We start from the raw sequence: 21,397 nt of genomic DNA, 5'->3' as shown, positions 1-21,397 counted from the left end.
AAAAAGCGCACCGTCAGGCGCGCTTCAATGGCAATCGGCTCTGCTCAGCGCAGGCGGATATGGATCGGTGCCCGGCCGGAATGGCTGCCGATATGCAGGTGAATGCTGGCCTCCGGCTGCGTGTATCGCCATGCGCGCGCGGCATGCGTCAGAAGCAGGCCGACGAGATCACGCGTCTTTTCTCGCGGCCGGTTCATGCCGAGACCGGCGATCCGCATCGCGGCCTCGTGGAGCGGATGCAACGAAGGGCCGCGGGCATTGCCTTTCAACGTCGTCGGAAATTCACGTTCGATGTTGTTTTCGTTCACTGCCATGTTTGACCTCGTACGCATTACAATTCGAGGGCTGAAACGGCGCCGGGAATAACTCTGCCCCGGCTGCTGCCGCCGGACATGCCGACGGCAGTGTTAAGCCAATGAGATTACTGGAGCGATGCCCAGCACTTGATGCCCTTTTTCTTCAGGGCGTTGCAGGCGTTGACCGCCGTCTTCTGGTCGTCGAAACCGCCGAAGCGGGCACGGTAGAGCTGGCTGCCATTGGTGCTGACGGCAACCGTGAACGGCTTTGCACCGCGCAATGCGCTGCCGCCCTTGTCCTGGGCGCTGGAAAGCAGTTCCATTGCCATGTCCTTGTTCGGCGAGACGCCGATCTGCACAACCCAGCCGGCAATCTGCTGGGCCGAGGATGCCTGTCGATCGGAGCGAGTCGAAGCGGTCGTGACCGCATCGGTCACGGTCGCGACCTTCTGTTCCGATGTCGGTTCCTTCAGGTAGCCGGCAGCGGGTGCGAGACCGCGCGGAGGTACCGGAGCGTTGCTGGCGATTGCCGACGAAACGGCCTCACGAGCGGCCTGCGATTTCGGCTCTGCTGCATAGGCGGATGCGCCTGGAACCTTCTGGTCGTAACGGGCGCCCGGCAGCGGGCCGGCATTCGGCAGGTCCATGGAGGCCAGCTGGCGAACGTCGACCGAAGGCGTGCTCGGCTTCGGCGCATCGACGACCGGAAGCGACGGTGCGGGTGCGGTCTGGGCGATCAGGTTGCTGTTACCGCCACGCGAAGCCTGCGGCAGATAGGTGGCGACCAGCTTGCGCATCTGCGCATCGCGGGCGGCACTGCCCTTGGCGCCGAGAATGACGGCAACGATCGAGCGGCCATCGAGCTGTGCGGAGGTGGCAAGGTTGCTGCCTGCCGCCTGCGTATAACCGGTCTTGATACCGTCAACGCCCTTCACATTGCCGACGAGGCGGTTGTGATTGCCGATGACCTGACGTCCGAATGTGAAGCTGCGGGTGTTGAAGTAGCCGTAATACTGCGGAAAGTGCTGGCGCAGCGCGATGCCGAGGCGGGCCTGATCGCGCGCCGTCGTCATCTGCGCGGTGTTCGGCAGGCCGTGGGCGTTGCGATAGGTGGTGCGCGTCATGCCGAGCGCACGTGCCTTGTTGGTCATCATCTGCCCGAAACGTGTTTCCGAGCCACCCAGGAATTCACCCATGGCCGTGGACATGTCGTTGGCGGAGCGCGTGACCAGCGACAGGATGGCCTGTTCGACACTGACCGAACCGCCGGCGCGAACGCCGAGTTTCGACGGCGGCTCCTTGGCGGCATTGGCAGACACCGTGACGCGGTCACTCAGGGAAATCTTGCCCGATTCCAGTGCTTCGAACGTGAGATAAAGCGTCATCATCTTGGTGAGCGACGCAGGGTAACGAAGGCCGTCGGCATCTTCGTTGTAAAGAACCTTGCCGGTCTTGGCGTCGACGACGATGCCGGCGTATTTTGCAGCAAGAGCGGGACTGACGAAAATCGTCGACGCTACGATCGCCGCTACGAACCGACCGGCAACCCGAGCGGTTTTAGATGCGCCATCCTTGGGGAGAGATGAACTAAAGAGGGTTTTCAACACGCCTGCACTCGCTACTTGCAACTCGATTTCAATAGGTCCGGTCGCGCCCCCGCAGCGTGCCGTTGGGGGCACTTTAGGTCAGCAGCGTTACCAACTCGTTTATGATGAAGCTGTGGTTGCGACGTTCGATCGAATTTTAGCGGTTTATTGGGGTGTTTTTCGTGTCGCGACGCGCTCTTTCACAAAGCGGGCAATCGCGGCATCAATATGGACCCAGTCGCGCAAAAGTGTCGGCGAGAATCGGTAAAGCACGGTCAGGTCCTGGCCAGCGCGAATGTCTCTCTGGCAACTGGCGCTGTTGGTCGCAACGGGGGAAGTCTGTTGGCCGGTCTGTCGTTCGGGGCCTTTGTCGCGCGGCATGAGGCAGCGGACGGCATAGGCATCACCGGTGGAAGTCGGCGCTGTCAGGATGACTTCGTCGCCATAACCGCTATCGGCACGCAGATGGTGCGCAGTGAGCCCATAAGGTCCCGGAATAGCGTCGCCGTCGAACAGTCGTGAATAGATCGGTTCGAGCCGGCCGGACATGTCGCGCGACATCGTGCTCTGTGACAGTTGCAGGAAGATGAGGCCATCGGCGCTGCCCGAATCGTCAAAACGTCGCTTCTGGGCGACGCTGTAGCCCTGCATTTCGGGCCATGTGAGGTAAAGATCGATCCTTTCGCTGTCGCCTGCATGGCGCTGTTCGCTGAAGCGGATGGTGTTGGCCGGCAGGCGCAGTTCATCCTGACCGATTCTGACCCTGATCTCCTCACGGCTGTCGGTATGGCTGCCGAGCGCAAGCTTCGGGCCGATCCAACTGCCGCCGAGATTGACGGCGAAGGTCGCCGCGGCCATCAGGGCGAGGGCAAGGGTGATACCCAGCGCCATGCGATTGCTGATCAGCGGTTCCTGAAAATTGTCCTGCGCCATGATGACCTGCCTGCTTTCGACGAGCCATGGCATATGAGGCTTGCGCGGGGCGGGGCCGGCTGGCGAAAACGAAAAAGTCCGGCGCCACGTTTCCGTGGGCCGGACAAGTCTTCAGTGAGATAGAAAAACTGTTACTGGCTGACGCTGCCGACAGCGATGGCGCGGCCATCCTGCAACTTGACCCAGCGGCCCGGATCGTCGTTCGACTGGCGCTTCAGGTAAGTGTATTCGGTGTCGGCCCAGAGCATGACCTTGTTGCGCATGTTGTCGAGAATGAAGTCGCCGCGATCGGTGCGGACGGTCAGCACGGCATGGCCTTCGCCATTCGGCTGCAGCACGACGGTGATCAGCAGCGCCGAGGCATCAAAACCCTTCTGCATGAGCATCTTGCGCTTCAGCAGAACGAAATCCTCGCAGTCGCCGACAGTCTTCGGGTAGGCCCACTTTTCCTCGACGCCGTAGATTTCCTGGTCAGTCATCGGCTGGATGGCGGTGTTGACGGTGTAGTTGACGTCGAGCAGCGTGCGCCACTTGTCTTCGGTGAGCGCAACCGGGCCGCGGTCGCCATTGGTGCGGACGCATTCGCTGCGATAGGCCTTGCAGAATTCGTAATGGCCGATCGGCGGGTTTGCCTGACCGATGATCTTCATGTCTCCGCTGACGGCAAATGCGGACTGCGTCTGGAAGAGGGCGATGAAGGTGGCGATAGCGGTGATCACCAGGGCTGTGCTTTTCGTCATTTTTCTTGTCTCCCCGTTGGTGAGGAGACAATCGCAGCAAGGTTTTGATCCGGTGGAAAATACCGAAGTAAAAACAAGTGCTTATTTGAATTCAATTCGGCTAAAACATGCAGAAAATTGCAATCGAATTCGACGAAAATTCGCGGTGTATTTTCGCAAAGTTTGTTTCAAATTATAACGAACTGTCGGGTCCTGCGCCCGGCTCATTTGCCTAAATTGCTGACATGGCTGATGTTTTCGGAATGGTGGCAATTGATGGCCGAACCTGCCGGATGCGCTGAGGAGGTCCTGGTTTTCGATGATAAACGCCACGTAAACCGTGTTTTCCATCGTGCCAGACGGCTGTTTCGCGTTGAAACACCCCGTTTTGGGGTCGAAAAATCGTCCCGAAACGAGAAAATAATTCGATATCGGCCGATTATTTTCGAGATTTGCGGCTTTGTCATCCCGTTGCGGCACGAAAAAGCCGGCGGTGAGTGCCGCCGGCTGCGAAAATGTTAAGGCTGAATGGCTGTCTCCGTCGCCTAAAGGAAGGCGCGCAGCGACTCGCGCGACTGGACCGAGGCGAATTCGATCGCCACGCCTTCGATGAAATGGCGGACGATTCGGCCGCGCATGTTGCCGAGCATGACGGGTGTGCCGAGCGCCGGACGGATTTCGATGTCGACGGCCGCGCCTGAGAGCGAGAGATCGACGATCTTGCACGGATATTTGCGGCCATCGTCGAGCACAATCTCGGTGCGGGTGATGCGCGGCGTCAGGCGATCGTGTCGACGATCTTCCGGCAGGCCGAGTTCGTGCTTGTTGGCGAGCCATGTCAGCTGCGCCGCCAGTTTCTCGCGCTTGCGGTCCGTGGCGTTGATCGACATGTAAAAACCATCGGCATTGACGCCGATGACATTGCCTTCGATGCGGCCGAGATTTTCGATATAGGCGATCACGCGTTCATTGGCGGATGGTCGCGCTTCACACGAGAACACCACGTCGCCCGGAGACATCTCCACTGCCGTGCAGGGGAATTCGTCGTGGCTCTCAAGCATCAGGCGCCCGCTCATGCCGACGGTCACCCGCTGGAAGGAACGCTCCTGCGCGCCTTGCGGTGGTGTCGATTGTTGAGCTGGCTGGAAAGAGTACATGCTCGTTCTCTCAAGTCGCGATTTGCATATTCTAAAATGTATGATGCCCATTATGCGCCGAGCGGTGCAGAGCACTGTAATGGATATCGCATCGCGGTTAATAGAACGTTCTGACGGGCTTGTCAGCTTCTTCCAGAAAGCCCGTCATCTACTATTTCGACAGAGAGAAGACGCCGCATGAAGCGGGTAAAACGCTTGCCGTCCGGCTGAATCTCAGCGCTCTCCTCGGCGATACTGCGCGATTCGCCGGCATAAAGGCATGAGATCGTCTCAAGAATAACCCCCGTGCGTGGCTGGCGGGGAAGAATGGCGCCCAGAATCCGGTCCGGCTCCGCCTCAGACGATCGCATCGGCAGAAGCACCATCTGGTAGTCGTGGTTACTCTCGGTGCCGACACCGGTCACATCGGTCACCATCGGACGACCGCGGGCCAGCATCGCCTGAATGCCGATATTGGCCTGCCGACGTTGTGACCTGTGCCACAGGCAGGTGAACGGGCGCCCCCGCAATTCATGGCCGAACAATGCACAGAGGCGTGTGCCAGCCAGGCGAAAAGAGAGAATGCCGGCATCGTTTTTGCCGAGAATAAAAAGGTCGGGAAGCATGTGGCGCACGCGTGCGGGTTCGAACTCCCGCTGCACGGGGAGCTTGCCATCTCGCTTCAGTTCGAGCCAGTAGCTGAATAATTCGTTTCCTGCTGCAGTCTGCATCGTATCCATGTGTCTTATTTCGGAACAAGATTCATTCTTTCCCGAGCCCTTGTGGTTACCGTAGCGAAAACCATGCCAACTGAGCCGACGCTTCCGTTTGTGCTGGCCGTCCTGTAAGGCTTGCGGGTGAAAACGAGCAGGTGATGGATGAGTGACAGACCGGATATGCCCACGCACCCGACGGCGGATGAAGCCCTGAGGGAAGAGGCGCTGATCGAGGATGAGGGCAAGCAGCCGATCTTCAACCTGCCGGGCGTACTGACCGCAACCGTGGCGCTGCTGGGAGCCATCTATCTGGTCGATGCCTATCTGTTGCCGGATCTCTGGCGTGAATGGCTGCTGGTCACTTTCGCCTTTATTCCGCTTCGTTATCTCTACCCATTCGCGGAGGAGGGCATGCGGCAGATCTGGACGCCGGTCACCTATTCGCTGATGCATGGCAGCTTTCAGCATCTTGGCTTCAATGTATTGTGGCTGCTGGCGTTCGGCGCTCCGGTGGTGCGCCGCATCGGTACCGCTCGTTATCTGCTGTTCTGGATATTCTCCGCTGCCGCCTCGGCTTTCTTTCATGCGGGCCTGAACTGGGGTGAGCAGACCGTATTGATAGGCGCATCGGGCGTTATTTCGGCGCTGATGGGCGCCGCCTGCCGATTCGCTTTCCCGAGGCATGGCGGTTACGACCGCACTTTTGGTCATCTTTATCCCCGCCAGTCGATTGTCGGGGCGCTGATGAACCGTACGGTCGCCGTTTTCGTGGGGCTCTGGTTTGCCGGCAACATCCTCATTGCCGTCGGCCTGCCGCTGCTCGACACCGGTTCCGATGCGATCGCATGGGATGCGCATATCGGCGGTTTCCTGTTCGGATATCTCTTGTTCGGATTGTTCGATCGGGTCAGGTAAGGCGAACAGCTCACAAGATGTTGCTTTTGCGCTGCCAAAGGGGCACCATTCCTATGGTTGCATCGCTGGCCGGGGAGGGCTTTTGGCGGCGCAACGATTGCAAAAAGTGAGGAGAGAACAATGCCCCAGACCGTGAAGAGCATGCTGGATGCAAAGGGTCGCAATGTCGTGTCGGTCAGCCGCGAGCAGACCCTGAGCGAGATCGCGACCATTCTCAACGAAAAACACATCGGTGCCGTCGTGGTGACGAGCCTCGAAGGCCGAATTGCCGGAATTTTTACCGAACGTGACCTTGTCCGCGCCATAGCCGGCGAAGGTGCGGCGGTATTGGAAAAGCCCGTATCATCCGCGATGACAACGAATGTCACCCACTGTCGGGAAGACAATACCAATGACGACCTGATGGAGATGATGACTGCCGGTCGTTTTCGTCACGTGCCGGTGGAAACCGATGGCAAGCTTGCCGGCATCATCTCGATCGGCGACGTGGTGAAATCGCGCATCAGCGAAATCGAGCACGAAGCCGAACAGATCAAGGCCTATATCGCCGGCTGATTATCGGGCGCAGATTTCCTGCATGCGTTTCAACGCGCCGATCTGCGCCTTGGTTTCCTCGTAGCCGCGCCGGATGGCTTCACCGGCGCGGTGGAATTCCGACAGACCGATATCGCTGAGGCGTGGATTGAGCCCCAGATCCGGCGGGTCGCCGGCAAGGCGGGCCCGGGAAATGCGTTCCTGAATTATGTTGAAGGCCTGCACCATCGTGCCGGTCATGCTGATGCGGCTGGCGGCCCGACCGCCGGCATCATCCATGCGCTGACGCTGCTCGATGTCCTGAATGCTGGCATTGTGGCGCACCACGGCGGCGCGGCCAAAGATGTCGTAGTTGAGATTGACGCCGACGACGAGCGGCTGCTCGTAGGCGCGGCAGACGGAGGTCGGCACCGGATTGACCAATGCGCCATCGACCAGCGTGCGATTGTTACATTTGACCGGTTCGAAAATGCCGGGCAGGGCGTAGGAGGCGCGTAAGCCGGTGATCAGCGAGCCGCTGGCGATCCAGACTTCGTGACCGCTCTGCAGTTCTGTGGCAACGGCGACGAAGGGACGGCTCAGGTCCTCGATGGCGATGCCTTCCATATGCTCCTGCATGCGCTTGGTCAGCCGCATTCCGCCAAAAAGTCCGCCGCCGCCGATAGTGAGGTCCAGCAGGCCGGCAATACGGCGCATGGTCAGCGAACGGGCGAAGCTTTCAAGTTCATCCAGCTTGCCGGCAAGGTAACAGCCGCCGACCAGCGCGCCGATCGAGGTGCCGGCGATCATGCCGACTTCGATACCCTCTTCATCCAGCGCCCGCAGCACGCCGATATGCGCCCAGCCGCGCGCGGCACCGCCGCCCAGTGCCAGTGCGATCTTCGCCTTGCGGTGTTGAGTGTGTTCGGGAGGTCTTGCGGGCGGAGCTTCGAGAACAGCCGCACCTCCGGTATCCGATGCGGGAGCGGGGCGCGGTTCGTTTCTGTTCCAGGACCAGTTCATGTCTTCCGCGTCTCCTCCACGCCGGATCATCAACCCAGATGACCATTAGGCGCCCGAATGGGTTTCGAAAGTATTGATCAACGGCAAATGTGACAGGAAACGGGACGAAAGGAAATTGCGTTCCTTAGCTCGCGTAAACGGATCCGGGATCGAAATGGCGTTCGTCGTCGGCAATCTCGACGAAGGCCTTGCCGTCGACCTGCTTGACGCTGCGATAGAAGCACGAACGGCGACCGGTGTGGCAGCTGGCATCATGACCGGCGACGCTGACCTTCAGCCAGACGGCATCCTGATCGCAGTCGGTGCGGATTTCCTCGACCGCCTGCAGATTGCCGGAGGTCTCACCCTTTTTCCAGATTTTTGCGCGCGAGCGGCTGTAGTAATGGGCAATTCCGGTTTCTATCGTCAGCGCCAGCGCTTCGGCATTCATATGCGCGACCATCAGCAATTCGCCGTCGCGCGCATCGGTAACGACGGCGGTGACAAGGCCATGCGCATCGAATCGCGGCGTGAAATCACCGGCCTCTTCGAGTGCATGCTTGTCGGCGGAAGGTGCGGCAAAAGTCAGCGTCATGATAGGCCTCGGACCGGCAGGCTCAGCTGCGGATAAGGGTCAGGAAACGCGCCTGCTCGGCGGCATTGTTCTCGAACTCGGCGGTAAAGGTCGTCGTCAGCGTGGTCGAACCCTGCTTCTGAACGCCGCGCATGGCCATGCACAGATGCTCGGCATCGATCATCACGGCAACGCCACGCGGATCGAGTACGCTCTGGATGGCATCGGCGATCTGTGCGGTGAGTGCTTCCTGCGTCTGCAGGCGGCGACCGAACACTTCGATAAGACGGGCGATCTTCGACAGGCCAAGCACACGACCCTTCGGCAGATAGGCGACATGCGCCTTGCCGATGATCGGCACCATGTGATGCTCACAGTGCGAATAGAACGGGATGTCGCGCACCAGAACCATGTCCTTGTAGCCCGACACTTCTTCGAACGTGCGGCCTAGAATGTCCTCGGGCGACTGCTCATAACCGGAAAACAGTTCGCGATAGGCGGCGGCAACGCGCTTTGGCGTATCGAGCAGGCCTTCGCGCGACGGATCGTCGCCGGTCCAGCGCAGCAACACGCGCACGGCGTCCTCGGCCTCCTGCTGGGTCGGGCGGGCGTCGGCTTGGCCAGCGGCCGGAAAGTTCTTCACAATGGCATCCATTTCAGGTCTCCTGATCCTGATGCGGGTCAAGGCCGCATCCGATCCTAGTGCAGTGACGCCGGGCAATTTAGCCGTTAGACGTCATTTTGGGGCTATCTGACGCCGCCGAAGTCATTTTACAAGACATTGCATTCCGATTTTGACGTTCGTCACGCAAAAGCACATGTCTTGATGCGGGCTTTCAGCGGTAGCATATAATGGTAAAACAATCGGCATGACAGGATCATCTGCGAAGACGCAGTGTTCGACATGCGCCGCGCAGGCGATGGCTGCGAGCAATCCGGAAACTGGTGATTATGGACGACATCTACAATAGCCGCATTCTCGAACTGGCCGGCAATATCGGCTTTTCGGGAGAACTGGAGGATGCTGATGGCGTCTCCGAAAAACATTCGAAACTGTGCGGCTCGAAGGTCAAGGTTTTTGTAAAGCTCGACGGTGGCATCGTTTCCGACTTCCGCCACAAGGTGCGCGCCTGCGCGCTCGGTCAGGCGTCTTCGGCGGCGATGGCCAAACATGTGATCGGTGCAAGCGTTGAAGAACTGCGCCAGGCGCGGGCCGATATGCTCGCCATGCTGAAGGATGGCGGCGAAGGCCCCGAAGGCCGTTTCGAAGAAATGCGGGTTCTCAAACCGGTTAAGGACTACAAGGCCCGCCACGCCTCCACCATGCTCACCTTCGATGCCGTGGTCGACGCGATCGAACAGGCGGAAGCGAAGACCCAATCCACCGCCGCGACGGCCTGAGCCATGTGTGGCGCCTGTGGCCAGCCGGATGAGGACGAGCCCAAGGAGCGCCCAAAATATGCCGGGCGCAACTGGCGCGGCCCGTTTCGCAAGACGCCCGGCCGTCTGTTCGGCATGGGCTTTATCCGTCTCTACCAGCTGACGCTGTCCGGTTTCATCGGTAATGGCTGCCGCCACATCCCGACCTGTTCGGAATACGGATACGAAGCCTTTGCCCGGCACGGTTTCTGGTCCGGCTTCTGGCTGACGCTGTTTCGTGTCGGGCGTTGCGGGCCGGGCGGCACCGGGGGGCTGGATCCTGTGCCGGAAGCGCTGGATGACGATTATCGCAGATGGATGCCCTGGGCACTCTGGCAGTTCGGCAAAAAGGCCTGAAACCTTTACTCGCCAGCGATTTTTGACTAAGACGCCGGCGTTCATTGCCGCAGACGCGGCCCTTTTTTGACCACCCGCATTCGTTGGCGGGACTGGCTAGGAGAATTCAACATGTCCGTTTCCCTTACATTTCCCGATGGTTCCGTCCGCGTTTACGACGCCGGCACGACCGGCTCTGCCGTCGCCGAGTCGATTTCGAAGTCGCTGGCCAAGAAGTCCGTGGCGATCACCATCGATGGCGAGCTGCGCGATCTCTCCGATCCCGTCACAGACGGTGCGATCGAGATCGTTACCCGCACCGATCCGCGTGCACTGGAACTGATCCGTCACGATGCCGCCCACGTCATGGCCGAGGCCGTGCAGGAACTGTGGCCGCATACGCAGGTGACGATCGGCCCGGTCATCGAGAACGGTTTTTATTACGACTTCAAGCGCATCCATCCGGATAGCGGCGAAGACTGGCCCTTCACGCCCGACGATCTGCCGAAGATCGAAAAGAAGATGAAGGAAATCATCCAGAAGAACGCAGCCTTCACCAAGGAAATCTGGACGCGCGAAAAGGCCAAGCAAGTATTTGGCGACAAGGGTGAGGCCTACAAGGTCGAGTTGGTCGACATGATCCCGGAAGGTCAGGATCTGAAGATCTACAATCAGGGCGGCTGGTTCGACCTCTGCCGTGGTCCGCACATGGCCTCGACGGGCCAGATCGGCACGGCCTTCAAGCTGATGAAGGTTGCCGGCGCCTATTGGCGTGGTGATTCCACCAAGCCGATGCTGACGCGCATCTACGGCACGGCATGGGCCAGCCAAGAAGAACTCGACCAGTATCTGCATATTCTGGCTGAAGCCGAAAAGCGCGATCACCGCAAGCTCGGCCGCGAGATGGATCTTTTCCATTTCCAGGAAGAAGGTCCAGGCGTGGTGTTCTGGCACGGCAAGGGCTGGCGCATGTTCCAGACCCTGACATCCTACATGCGCCGCCGTCTGGCCGGCACCTATGAGGAAGTCAACGCGCCGCAGGTGCTCGATGCCTCGCTGTGGGAAACGTCCGGTCACTGGGGCTGGTATCAGGAGAACATGTTTGCGGTGAAATCCGCCTATGCGTTCACGCATGCGGATGACGAGGAAGCCGACAACCGCGTTTTCGCGCTGAAGCCGATGAACTGCCCGGGTCACGTGCAGATCTTCAAGCACGGCCTGAAATCCTATCGCGAACTGCCGATCCGTCTCGCCGAATTCGGTCTCGTGCACCGTTACGAAGCGTCCGGCGCGCTGCATGGTCTGATGCGCGTGCGTGGCTTCACGCAGGACGATGCGCACGTATTCTGCACCGACGAGCAGCTGGCCGACGAATGCCTGCGTATCAACCAGCTGATCCTGTCGGTCTACGAGGATTTTGGCTTCGAGGAAGTCGTGGTCAAGCTCTCGACCCGCCCTGAAAAGCGTGTCGGCACCGACGATCTGTGGGATCGCGCCGAAAGCGTAATGACGGACGTCCTGAAGACGATCGAGGAACAGTCGGGCGGTCGCATCAAGACCGGCATCCTGCCGGGCGAGGGCGCGTTCTACGGTCCAAAGTTCGAATACACGCTGAAGGACGCCATCGGCCGTGAATGGCAGTGCGGCACGACGCAGGTCGACTTCAACCTGCCGGAACGGTTTGGTGCCTTCTACATCGACCAGAACTCGGAAAAGACCCAACCGGTGATGATCCACCGCGCCATCTGCGGTTCGATGGAGCGGTTCCTCGGCATCCTGATCGAGAACTTTGCCGGCCACATGCCGCTGTGGTTCGCGCCGACGCAGGTCGTCGTCGCCACAATCACTTCGGATGCCGACGATTACGGTCGTGAAGTGGCCGAAGCGCTGCGCGATGCCGGTCTGCAGGTCGAAACCGACTTCCGCAATGAGAAGATCAACTACAAGGTCCGCGAACACTCGGTCACCAAGGTTCCGGTGATCATCGTCTGCGGTCGTCAGGAAGCCGAAAACCGCTCGGTCAACATCCGCCGTCTCGGCTCGCAGGCGCAGACGCCGATGTCGCTGGAAGACGCGATCACCTCGCTGTCCGATGAAGCGACACCGCCGGACGTCAAGCGCAAGCTGGCGGCCCGCAAGGCCAAGCTTTCTGCCTGATCTTAAAACAAAACGGCGCCTGTGTCTCACAGGCGCCGTTTTCGATTCATGTTGGACATTCGACGTGATCGGCGAAGCGTTGCCCGGATCATTCGAGGTCGGCGTTGGCCGTCTGGGCGTGTGCCGAAAGCAGAACGTCCACATCGGCGTTCTGGCCCGATTTCACGGTGAAGTCGCGCTGATAGATCTTGTCCTTGTTGCGGGCGACGGCGAGATAGTCGCCTTCGGACAGAACCATGGTCGAAAATGCGCTGACGCTTTCGTTGACGATATCGCCCGATGCGGTCAGCACCGACCATGCGGTATCGGCAATTGCCTCGCCGCCCGGCTGCGAAACCAGCTTCAGGGTGATCTGGGCGGCGCGGTGCTGCAACGTCGCTGTGGTCAGCTTGCCGGCCTCGACCTGAATATCGGCGCGGGCAACCGCGTTGACGCCGCCATATTCCGATACGACGTGATAGGTGCCGGCGTTAAGCCGCACGATGCTGTTCGGTTTGACGTCGGCAATCACCAGTCCGCGTTCGCCATCCTCGCGGGTTTCCGACGAATAGACGGAAAAGCTGAGCTGTGCGGGCGGAATACGGACATCGGAGCCGGTGACGGCGTTGAGCACGAAGCCGCCGGCATCGAGCACGACGGTCTGCTTGCTGACCTGACCGTTTTCCGGCACGGAGAGCTTGCGCGTCACACCGGCCCGGCCGAAGGCGACATTGACGAAATAGTCACCGGGCGCGAGCTGGAAATCGGCAGTGCCGCCATCCGAACTGGCCAGCAGCGGCAACTTGCCATCGGCGCCCGGAATGGGGCCGAAGACGCGCCATGCCAGCCCGTCCTTCATTGCTTCGCCGTCCTTCGTCAGCTTTGCTTCAAAGGCGATGTTACGGGCGGGCACGCCTGCCGGCGCGCCTGGCGTTGCTGAGAAGGCGTTGAGCTTCGGCATCTTGGTCGAGCCGCCGAGCTGCTTGAAATTCTGGAATGCGTCCTGGGCAAAAGACGGCGTGACCGACGCTGTCATCAGCGCGGCGCCAAGCATCACATATGCGGCAATGGAGGTTCTGGTCATTTCGCCCGGATTGACTCTTGCTGTTGCAGACTTCACTTGAAAACCAACGCCAAGGCAAATTCAAGGCCTGTGTCAAAAACGGTCCTGTATGCCGGATGCGTCCGTCATCGAACTGTCAATAATGCGAGTGTGACCATGGGCAATGATATCAAGCTGATCGACTACCTGCGCCAACGCCATTCCACGCCGGTGGCGCAGTATAGGGAGCCCGGTCCTTCGCAGACGGAACTGGAAGAAATTCTCCGTTTTGCGTCACGCGTGCCCGATCATGGCAAGATCGCCCCCTGGCGCTTCATCGTTTATCGCGGTGATTCGCGCGCCAGGCTCGGTAAGGAGTTTCTCCGGCTGTCTCTGGAAAAGGCTCCGGACATGCCAGAGGCTGCGCAGCAGGCGGAACTCAATCGCTTCACCCGCGCGCCTCTGGTCGTCGCCGTGGTGAGCACGGCTGCCCCGCACGGAAAAATCCCCGAATGGGAGCAGGTGCTGTCTGCCGGTGCGCTTTGCCTGAACATGGTGATGGCCTGCGAAGCGCATGGTTATGTCGCCAACTGGCGCACCGAATGGATCACCTATGACGCGCGCGTGCAGTCTGCACTCGGCATCATGGAAGGCGAAAAGGCCGCCGGCTTCATCCATATCGGCTCCAGCGATTTCAATACGCCGGATCGCCCGCGGCCGGAGCTTGCCGATATCGTCACCTGGACGGAGTGAGCATGTTTTACAGCACAGATGACAACCGCCACGGTCTGGCGCATGATCCGTTCAAGGCGATCGTGTCGCCACGGCCGATCGGCTGGATCGGCACCAAGGGGCAGGACGGCTCGTTGAACCTGTCGCCCTATTCGTTCTTCAATGCCATTTCCGACAATCCCAAGCTGGTGATGTTCGCATCGAGCGGCCACAAGGACAGTCTGCGCAATGCCCGCGACACCGGCGTCTTTACCGCCAGTCTCGCCAGCCGCCATCTGGCCGAACAGATGAATGTTTCGTCGATCAGCGTCGAGTACGGCGTCGACGAGTTTGCCATCGCGGGGATGACGCCGAAATTCGGCACGCTGGTCGATGCGCCCTTTGTGGGCGAGGCCTATGCGGCGCTGGAGTGCCGGGTGACCGAGATTGTCGAGCCGAAGACGATCGATGGTTCCAAGGCCGAAGCGATCGTTGTGTTCGGACAGGTGGTCGGCATTCACCTCAGCGAGGACATTCTTCGTGAGGGCAGGGTGGATATGGGCATCGCCCGGCCGCTTGGCCGCATGGGCTATCGCGATTATGCCGATGGCGGTGCCGATGTTTTTGAAATGACAAGGCCTTCGACGCCAAAGCGCTGAGCGGTCAGTCTGCGAAAACCGATTGGATGACCGGCACCTGCCAAGGCGTGCCGGTCATTTTTCCTGAAAAACCTTGCGCCCTGGCGTGCAGGCAGTTTGTCCGGAATGTGTCTGTATCGGGTTCCACTTCAGCGGTGTCGATTGCAACGACGTTTGTTGCTGCCGCTGCGAGCAGCAATGTCGCCCGCGCATTCGAGGCGACGTCGGCGCCAAGTTCTGCCTTTGCCCCCATAGCGACGGCAAGCGCTGCCGAATCCCAGCCGAGACCGATCAGACGGGCGCTCTTGTCCGCAAAACTCGCCGCCGCCAGCAGGCCATGCGGATTGTCACCTGCCATTGCAACGATTCGCGTCGCCCCCGCCGTCATGCCGGCGCGGGCTTCCGCCACCTGCAGAAGAACATCGAGATGCTGCAGGTCCGCGCCATGGCGTGCGCCGGACAGAAAAACGATGCCGGCACCTTTTGCCAGGCAGATGTCGAGCACCTGCGTCATGGCCGATGAAGTTACAGGCGGTAGCAGCGCGGCTCCGCGGTGATCGAGCGCGTCGGAACGTGGAGAATCGGCCACGTCACCACCATCACGCGCCTCCCGAAGGTCGGTGACCAGCGTGCCGGTGCCGGTTTGCGCGGCAGCGGAGAGAGTATTGGCGAATGGCACGATCAGCCATGATGTCGGCAGTAAAACAGACAGAAATACTCTCCGGGCGTGGTTAAGTCTTATGGTGAACCAATCTTAAACGATTTGTCCGTAGCGTGCAGTTCGTAGGGTGAATGCGGCTAACGCTCCTTTTGTATTGGGGTTTCGGGGTGATCGTACAGGCTTTTCTTCGTTGGGCGGAAACCGCCAGACCAGCAGACCGGGCAAAGGCTGCCCATGCGCTGGCACGGGGCTATCTTGCCTCATCCGTGCAGGATGAGAAACGTCAGGCGGCCGTCATGGCGCTGACGCATCTACTGGATGATTCCTCGCCCGTCGTACGCGCCGCACTGGCCGAGGCCGTGGCCGATTCTCCCGATGCGCCGCGTGGTATGATCATGTCGCTCGCCGAAGATCAGCCGCTGATCGCCTCCTCCGTGATCACACGTTCGCCGGTTCTGACCGATACCGATCTGGTCGATCTGGTCGGTCGCGGCAGCATCGTCACGCGGGCGCTCGTCGCTTCACGCCCCAACCTTTCACGCGGCATCGCTGCCGCCATTGCCGAAGTGGCGGGCGAAGAAGAAGCGCTGCTGCTGCTGGAAAATGAAACGGCTTCGATCACGCGTTTTACGCTGCGGCGTATTGCCGAGCGCCACGGCCACAATGCCGATGTGCGCAACATGCTGCTCGATCGCGAAGACCTGAGCGCCGATGCCCGTCACCTGTTGGTCAGCCATATCAGCGAGGCGCTCGCCGCCAGCGGCCTTATGCGCACGACACTGACCGCTTCGCGTATCGAATATGTCACCCGTGAGGCAAGCGAGGCGGCAACAGTCGCCATTGCCGGGACGGTGCGGCATCACGATATCGCGTCTCTGGTCGAACATCTTCGCCAGCAGGGGCGGCTGACGCCGGCATTCCTGATCCATGTCCTGTGTGGCGGCAAGGTGGATTTCTTCTCCGGCGCCATCTGCAATCTCTCCGGTCTTGAAGATCAACGGGTCCGCTCGATCCTCGCCACAGGCCGCATGCACGCCGTGCGGGCGCTGTTCGAAGCCGCAGGGCTTGAGCGGTCCATTGCCGTGGTTTTCGTCGAGGCCGTGCTGTTGTGGCGGGAAGCGGCGCGTTCGCCGATCGGTTTTTCGCTGCAGAGCATCTGCCAGCCTTTGATCGAACGTTTCAGGGCGCAGGCGCAGCCGATGACACCGCTCGCCGAGATGCTCGACATGATCGAAAAACTGCATCTGATGGAAGAGCGCCTGCTGGCGCGCTCCTATGCCAGCGATCTGGCCTTTGCGGCCTGATCGTCAGGCGGTCAGTCCCTGAATTTCTTAGCGACCCAGGAATAGCTGTTTTCCACCAGGCGGACAGGCTTGCCGAGCAGCGTGCGCATGCCGTCGCTGCTCGGCAGGGCCGAGGTTACGCGGTTGATGGCGCGTGCGGCCATGCCGCGCTCTTCCTCGCGTTTTTCCGCCTCCGTTGCGGGTGTCTTTTCAGCCGGTTTGGCCGCAGTCTCGGTGTCCGGCTGTTGCGGGCGCGGCACGATGTTGTCGGCTGTCTCCGGCGCAGTCGGATCCTGACAGACGGCGATGACGACGGGGTAGGAGACGTTGGCGAAGGACGCCAGCTGCTGTTCCGAAACCGCGTTGCACATCTCGATGGAGGGCCAGCGCTGCTGCAGCGTGGCGATATACTGGCAATCCTTCACAGCGTCGTCGCAGCCGAGAATGGTCATGGCGATGATGGCGGCGTTCATAAGCGTCCCGGTTCTGTTTCCTGTCCGAGCTTATGACAAGGATCGTGACGCCAGCAAGGCAGGCTGGCGTCGTGCAGATCAGGAAGAAGCGGCTTCGCGACGCGCCGCCGGTGTTTCGGTCGCTGGAATGTTTGCGGCCTCGGCTTCACGCGGTTCCGACAGCTCCACCTCGCGCACCCATTCGCGCCAGACGGCAACCAGCAGCGCCATTAGCACCGGGCCGATGAACAGGCCGAGAAAACCCATCGTCTTCACGCCGCCGATAAGGCCGAAAAAGGTTGGCAGGAATGGCAGCTTGATCGGGCCGCCGACGAGACGCGGGCGCACCGTCTTGTCGACGATGAACAGCTCGACACTGCCCCAGACAAGAAGTGCAATACCGGCAAACACCGAACCGCTGGCAACGAGGTAGATCGATACGAGCGTGAAGGAGAGCGGCGCACCGCCGGGGATCAGTGCCATGATGCCGGTGATGACGCCAAGCGTCACGGGTGAGGGCACGCCGGCGATCCAGTAGGCGATGCCAAGCACGATGCCCTCGCCGATGGCAATCAGCGTCATGCCTGTGACGGTGGAGCTGATCGTGGCGGGCACGACGCGCGAAATGCGCTCCCAGCGCGACGGCAGGATGCGTTCGCCGATCAGGTCGATCTGGCGGGAGAAGGAAGCGCCGTCGCGATAGACGAAAAACAGCGCGATCAGCATGAACAGCAGCGTCAGCACGAGGTGGAAGGCGCCGCCGCCGGCCGCCACCACCGCGCGGTAGATATTGCCGATATTGGCGCCGCTGACGATCTGGATATATTCGCCGATCGCTCCGGGCTGGCCGATATGGCTGGCCCACTGGACGTTCAGCCAATCACCGACATAAGGCAGGGCGATGATCCATTCCGGTGTCGGCGAACCGATGCGGTTTGCCTCCAGTGCCCAGCCGACCCATTCGCGCACTTCGCCGGTCGTGTAGGAAATCGCGATGCCGATCGGCACAAGCAGGAAGGTGACGATGAACAGGATGGCAATCGTCGCGCCGAGCGTGGTGCTGCCGCCGATGCGGGCAAGAAGGCGACGGTAGAGCGGCCAGCTGGCAAAACCGATGACAAGGGCTGCCAGCACCGGCACGATGAAACCATGGAAGAAATAGATGCCGGCGAAAACGACCAGAACCAGCAGCCAGCGCGCCGCCGAAATCGATGGAATTAAAGCAATACTCGAAGAAGCAACCGGGCCAAGCCAACGCGGTTCTCTGGATGGTGTCTTTTTGTCAGATGCACTCACAGCCGCTTGCTCTTCCCTAAAATGTTGATCAGCATATGGGCCATGTGACCCCGCTGCGCAAGGGAACCCCATGTGGGCCGGATCGCAACCCTCTCTCTTGCGATTGATCAAGTTTACGATAGAAATATGAAGATCGTGACAAACGGGCCGGCTGTGCTTCAGCCATTTCGTCGATGTTTCATGAAACCTTCGGCGTAATCTGGAAAACCGGAAGGTCATGCTCTATCTGCTCACGTGCTAAAGCGCTGATATCCGCCTGTATTGTCTGGTATCGGTCGGCTTATGCCTTCGGGAGGAATTCGAGACGTACTTGCCGGTCGGCAGCGTCGGGAGGTTTTTCGGAGTTTCTGGGATTTGGTGGCGCGTGAACCTGTCGATGACGATGGGCCAGCCGCATCGGAGGTGGGATCGAGTTCCGCCTTCAGGGAAAATGTATATGCCTGACAAGATGACGGTCGATCTAACCAACTGCGACCGCGAACCGATCCATATTCCAGGCAGTATCCAGCCGCATGGTTGCCTTCTGGCATGCGATGCCACCGGTGCCGTTGTTCTGCGCCATTCCGCCAATGCGGCCGAAATGCTCGGCGTTTCCGGGCAGATCAACGGTCTTCGTCTCGATGAAGTGATCGGCGGTGAGGCGGCACACACGCTTCGCAACGCGCTGGCGACTTCCGATGACCCGAGCCGCGCCGCATTGCGCATGGGCGTGCGCGTCAACGAGACCGGCGCATTTGACGTTTCCGTGCACCGTATAGAAACCTCGGTCATCATCGAGTTCCAGCCCGCGGCCGAACATTCGGACCAGCCGCTGGAAACCGCACGCATGCTGATCAGCCGGGTGCGCAGCATTTCCAGCATCAACCAGTTGATCGAAAAATCGACGCGGCTGATGTATGCGATGCTCGGCTACGACCGGGTGATGGTCTACCGTTTCGAGCAGGACGGCGCCGGCCAGGTGGTCAGCGAATACAAGCGTCGCGACCTCGAAAGCTTCAAGGGACAGTATTTCCCGGCAAGCGATATCCCGAAACAGGCGCGCACGCTCTACCTGCGCAATACGATCCGAATCATCTCCGACGCCGAAGGTCACCGTGTGCCGGTCGTGCCGATACTGGACGAGGCGGGCTTGCCGCTCGACCTGTCGTTTGCGCATCTGCGCAGTGTTTCGCCGATCCATTGCGAATATCTGCGCAATATGGGCGTCGGCGCCTCCATGTCGATCTCGATCGTCATCGACGGTGAGCTGTGGGGTCTGATCGCCTGTCATCACTACAGCCCGAAAACGCTGTCTCTGACGCAGCGTGTGGCTGCCGAAATGTTCGGCGAGTTCCTGTCCATGCACCTGAGCGCACTGCGCCAGAAGCAGATCCTCGACACCACCAACGATGCCCGCCGTTTCCTTGACCAGTTCCTGCAGACCGCATCGCATCATACCGATCTCGGCGGCCTGCTGCGGCGCTCCGTCGCCGAATTCCGGGCAATGGTGCCGTGCGATGGCATAGGCCTCTGGCTTGAGGGCGAATGGACGCCATCCGGCATGACGCCACCGCTCGAAGCGATCGCGCCGCTGGCCGATTTTGTCGGTTCGGCCGCCAATAGCCGTATCTGGTCGACGCATAATCTGGTGGGCGATATTCCCGACGCGGAAGCCTATGCGGGCGAAGTCTGCGGCGTACTGGCGATCCCATTGTCGCAGCGCCCGCGCGATTACCTGTTCTTCTTCCGCCGCGAAGTCGTACAGACGCTCAACTGGGCCGGAAACCCGGAAAAATCCTACGAGACGGGACCGCTGGGCGACCGCCTGACGCCCCGCAAAAGCTTTGCGATCTGGAAGGAAACCGTTCACCGCCAGTCGCAGCCGTGGACCGATGGCGAGGAAGAGATCGCCGAGGCGATCCGCTCCGTGCTCGTCGAGATCGTTCTGCATCACAACGAGCTGCTGGAGGACGAGCGCGGCAAGGCCGACGTGCGTCAGCGCATGCTCAACGAAGAACTCAACCACCGCGTCAAGAACATCCTCGCCGTCATCAAGGCGTTGATCGGCCATCCGGTGCAGGAAGGCCGCAATCTTCAGGATTACATCGCCACCTTGAAGGGCCGCATTCAGGCGCTCGCCTTCGCGCATGATCAGGTCGTGCGTGGCGGCGATGGCGGTGCCTTGCACGAACTTCTGGAAGCCGAACTGAAGCCCTATCGTGATGGTGCGCGTACGGTGTCCTTGCTCGGCCCCTATGTGTGGCTCGACAGCCGCGCCTATTCGGTCATGGCGCTGGTGCTGCACGAACTGGCAACGAATGCCGCCAAATACGGGGCCCTGTCGGTGACCGGCGGCCTGCTGGAAATCAACTGGCAGAAGCTGGATAATGGCGATTGCGAGCTGACATGGGGCGAAAGCCATGGCCCGGCCGTGGTGCCGCCCAAGCGCGCCGGCTTCGGCACCGTGCTGATCGACCGCAGCGTGCCGTTCGAACTCGGCGGCAAGAGCAAGGTCGAGTATGCAGCAGAGGGAGTGCAGGGACGGTTTCTGATTCCGGCCCAGCATATCCACATCGCCGAGACCGAAATTATTCCGGAACTGGCCGAGCAGGCGGCCGAACAGCATGGCGCATCCACGCCGCTGATGTCGGAGCTCGCCCTTCTGCTGGTCGAGGATCAGATGCTGGTGGCGGCCGATGTCGAAACCATGCTGGCCGACCACGGCATCTCCAAGGTGACCACCGCGCCGTCCGCTTCGGAGGCGCTGCGCCGCCTGCGTGATTTTACGCCCGACGTTGCCATTCTCGACGTCAATCTCGGTTCGGAAACCTCGCTGCCGATCGCCGAGGAACTGACGAGGCGCAATGTGCCTTTCGTTTTCGCCACCGGCTACAGCGACCGCGCGATCATTCCGGCAAGTTTTGACGCGCCGGTGGTTCGCAAGCCCTATGAGGCGGCGGCACTGATCTCGGCTGTGATGAGAGTGCTTGAAGAGCACAGAAAAACGCCGCCCCAGCAGGACTGAGGCGGCGTCTTAAAAATCGTCCATCCGTA

The 21,397-nt window shown here is 60.4% G+C and carries 22 protein-coding genes; 9 read left to right on the top strand and 13 right to left on the bottom strand.

The features are described from left to right. Positions 1–44: 44 nt before the first annotated feature. From AAIH70_RS27840 to AAIH70_RS27815, 6 genes are all read right to left on the bottom strand, one after another. Complete coding sequence (locus tag AAIH70_RS27840) at positions 45–314, bottom strand: hypothetical protein (RefSeq protein ID WP_132273626.1); 270 nt, start codon at positions 312–314, stop codon at positions 45–47. A 107-nt stretch (positions 315–421) separates the two neighbouring features. Next, positions 422–1,819, bottom strand: a complete 1,398-nt coding sequence (locus AAIH70_RS27835; RefSeq protein WP_245519156.1) for an SPOR domain-containing protein — start codon at positions 1,817–1,819, stop codon at positions 422–424. A gap of 228 nt (positions 1,820–2,047) precedes the next feature. Then, positions 2,048–2,848 (bottom strand): hypothetical protein, encoded by an 801-nt coding sequence (locus AAIH70_RS27830; protein ID WP_245519132.1) that lies wholly within the window; start codon positions 2,846–2,848, stop codon positions 2,048–2,050. Between the two features lie 98 nt (positions 2,849–2,946). Next, positions 2,947–3,555: a transglutaminase-like cysteine peptidase gene (locus AAIH70_RS27825; RefSeq protein ID WP_132273628.1), complete on the bottom strand. Its 609-nt coding sequence runs from the start codon at positions 3,553–3,555 to the stop codon at positions 2,947–2,949. A gap of 524 nt (positions 3,556–4,079) precedes the next feature. Further along, positions 4,080–4,691, bottom strand: coding sequence for a PilZ domain-containing protein (locus tag AAIH70_RS27820; protein ID WP_132273629.1), 612 nt, complete (start codon positions 4,689–4,691; stop codon positions 4,080–4,082). A 122-nt stretch (positions 4,692–4,813) separates the two neighbouring features. Beyond that, a complete protein-coding gene (locus tag AAIH70_RS27815) occupies positions 4,814–5,410 on the bottom strand; it encodes a PAS domain-containing protein (protein WP_132273630.1) in 597 nt (198 codons plus the stop codon). A gap of 156 nt (positions 5,411–5,566) precedes the next feature. Here AAIH70_RS27815 and AAIH70_RS27810 point away from each other — a divergent pair, with 156 nt between their 5' ends. Next, positions 5,567–6,301 (top strand): rhomboid family intramembrane serine protease, encoded by a 735-nt coding sequence (locus AAIH70_RS27810; protein ID WP_132273827.1) that lies wholly within the window; start codon positions 5,567–5,569, stop codon positions 6,299–6,301. 120 nt (positions 6,302–6,421) lie between these two features. Beyond that, positions 6,422–6,856, top strand: coding sequence for a CBS domain-containing protein (locus tag AAIH70_RS27805; RefSeq protein WP_132273631.1), 435 nt, complete (start codon positions 6,422–6,424; stop codon positions 6,854–6,856). Here the strand turns inward: AAIH70_RS27805 and AAIH70_RS27800 are convergent, their stop codons facing one another. From AAIH70_RS27800 to folE, 3 genes are all read right to left on the bottom strand, one after another. Continuing rightward, the gene (locus AAIH70_RS27800; protein ID WP_132273632.1) at positions 6,857–7,837 is read right to left on the bottom strand and encodes a patatin-like phospholipase family protein; all 981 of its coding nucleotides are present in this window, start codon (positions 7,835–7,837) and stop codon (positions 6,857–6,859) included. 124 nt (positions 7,838–7,961) lie between these two features. Then, positions 7,962–8,411, bottom strand: a complete 450-nt coding sequence (hisI, locus tag AAIH70_RS27795; RefSeq protein WP_132273633.1) for a phosphoribosyl-AMP cyclohydrolase — start codon at positions 8,409–8,411, stop codon at positions 7,962–7,964. 22 nt (positions 8,412–8,433) lie between these two features. Further along, complete coding sequence (folE, locus tag AAIH70_RS27790) at positions 8,434–9,045, bottom strand: GTP cyclohydrolase I FolE (protein ID WP_132273634.1); 612 nt, start codon at positions 9,043–9,045, stop codon at positions 8,434–8,436. A gap of 296 nt (positions 9,046–9,341) precedes the next feature. On the opposite strand from folE, the gene AAIH70_RS27785 reads away from it, so the two are divergent. From AAIH70_RS27785 to thrS, 3 genes are all read left to right on the top strand, one after another. Then, positions 9,342–9,791 (top strand): iron-sulfur cluster assembly scaffold protein, encoded by a 450-nt coding sequence (locus tag AAIH70_RS27785; protein ID WP_132273635.1) that lies wholly within the window; start codon positions 9,342–9,344, stop codon positions 9,789–9,791. A 3-nt stretch (positions 9,792–9,794) separates the two neighbouring features. After that, positions 9,795–10,166, top strand: a complete 372-nt coding sequence (gene yidD / locus AAIH70_RS27780) for a membrane protein insertion efficiency factor YidD (RefSeq protein WP_132273636.1) — start codon at positions 9,795–9,797, stop codon at positions 10,164–10,166. Between the two features lie 111 nt (positions 10,167–10,277). Further along, positions 10,278–12,302 (top strand): threonine--tRNA ligase, encoded by a 2,025-nt coding sequence (gene thrS / locus AAIH70_RS27775; protein WP_132273637.1) that lies wholly within the window; start codon positions 10,278–10,280, stop codon positions 12,300–12,302. A gap of 88 nt (positions 12,303–12,390) precedes the next feature. On the opposite strand, the gene AAIH70_RS27770 is transcribed toward thrS, so the two are convergent. After that, positions 12,391–13,365 carry a hypothetical protein gene (locus AAIH70_RS27770; RefSeq protein ID WP_132273638.1) on the bottom strand — a complete coding sequence of 325 codons (975 nt, stop codon included), beginning with the start codon at positions 13,363–13,365 and terminating at the stop codon, positions 12,391–12,393. 135 nt (positions 13,366–13,500) lie between these two features. On the opposite strand from AAIH70_RS27770, the gene AAIH70_RS27765 reads away from it, so the two are divergent. Both AAIH70_RS27765 and AAIH70_RS27760 read left to right on the top strand, forming a co-directional pair. Beyond that, positions 13,501–14,076: a nitroreductase family protein gene (locus AAIH70_RS27765; RefSeq protein WP_132273639.1), complete on the top strand. Its 576-nt coding sequence runs from the start codon at positions 13,501–13,503 to the stop codon at positions 14,074–14,076. A gap of 2 nt (positions 14,077–14,078) precedes the next feature. Then, entirely contained in the window at positions 14,079–14,693 is a 615-nt protein-coding gene (locus AAIH70_RS27760; RefSeq protein ID WP_132273640.1) for a flavin reductase family protein, read from the top strand. A gap of 4 nt (positions 14,694–14,697) precedes the next feature. Here the strand turns inward: AAIH70_RS27760 and AAIH70_RS27755 are convergent, their stop codons facing one another. Next, entirely contained in the window at positions 14,698–15,351 is a 654-nt protein-coding gene (locus AAIH70_RS27755) for an aldolase/citrate lyase family protein (RefSeq protein WP_132273641.1), read from the bottom strand. 113 nt (positions 15,352–15,464) lie between these two features. On the opposite strand from AAIH70_RS27755, the gene AAIH70_RS27750 reads away from it, so the two are divergent. Beyond that, on the top strand, positions 15,465–16,637 hold the full coding sequence (locus AAIH70_RS27750) for a DUF2336 domain-containing protein (protein ID WP_132273642.1): 1,173 nt from the start codon (positions 15,465–15,467) through the stop codon (positions 16,635–16,637). An 11-nt stretch (positions 16,638–16,648) separates the two neighbouring features. On the opposite strand, the gene AAIH70_RS27745 is transcribed toward AAIH70_RS27750, so the two are convergent. Both AAIH70_RS27745 and AAIH70_RS27740 read right to left on the bottom strand, forming a co-directional pair. Next, positions 16,649–17,089, bottom strand: coding sequence for a hypothetical protein (locus AAIH70_RS27745; protein WP_132273643.1), 441 nt, complete (start codon positions 17,087–17,089; stop codon positions 16,649–16,651). Positions 17,090–17,167: 78 nt separating this feature from the next. After that, the gene (locus AAIH70_RS27740; protein WP_165932001.1) at positions 17,168–18,364 is read right to left on the bottom strand and encodes an AI-2E family transporter; all 1,197 of its coding nucleotides are present in this window, start codon (positions 18,362–18,364) and stop codon (positions 17,168–17,170) included. A gap of 436 nt (positions 18,365–18,800) precedes the next feature. Here AAIH70_RS27740 and AAIH70_RS27735 point away from each other — a divergent pair, with 436 nt between their 5' ends. Continuing rightward, the gene (locus AAIH70_RS27735) at positions 18,801–21,368 is read left to right on the top strand and encodes an HWE histidine kinase domain-containing protein (protein ID WP_430037155.1); all 2,568 of its coding nucleotides are present in this window, start codon (positions 18,801–18,803) and stop codon (positions 21,366–21,368) included. Positions 21,369–21,397 lie beyond the last annotated feature (29 nt).

Source organism: Neorhizobium sp. BT27B (assembly GCF_050455485.1).
GTDB lineage: Bacteria > Pseudomonadota > Alphaproteobacteria > Rhizobiales > Rhizobiaceae > Neorhizobium.
The sequence above is the reverse complement of the archived record's forward strand: the minus strand, read 5'-3'. Positions and strand labels throughout refer to the sequence as shown.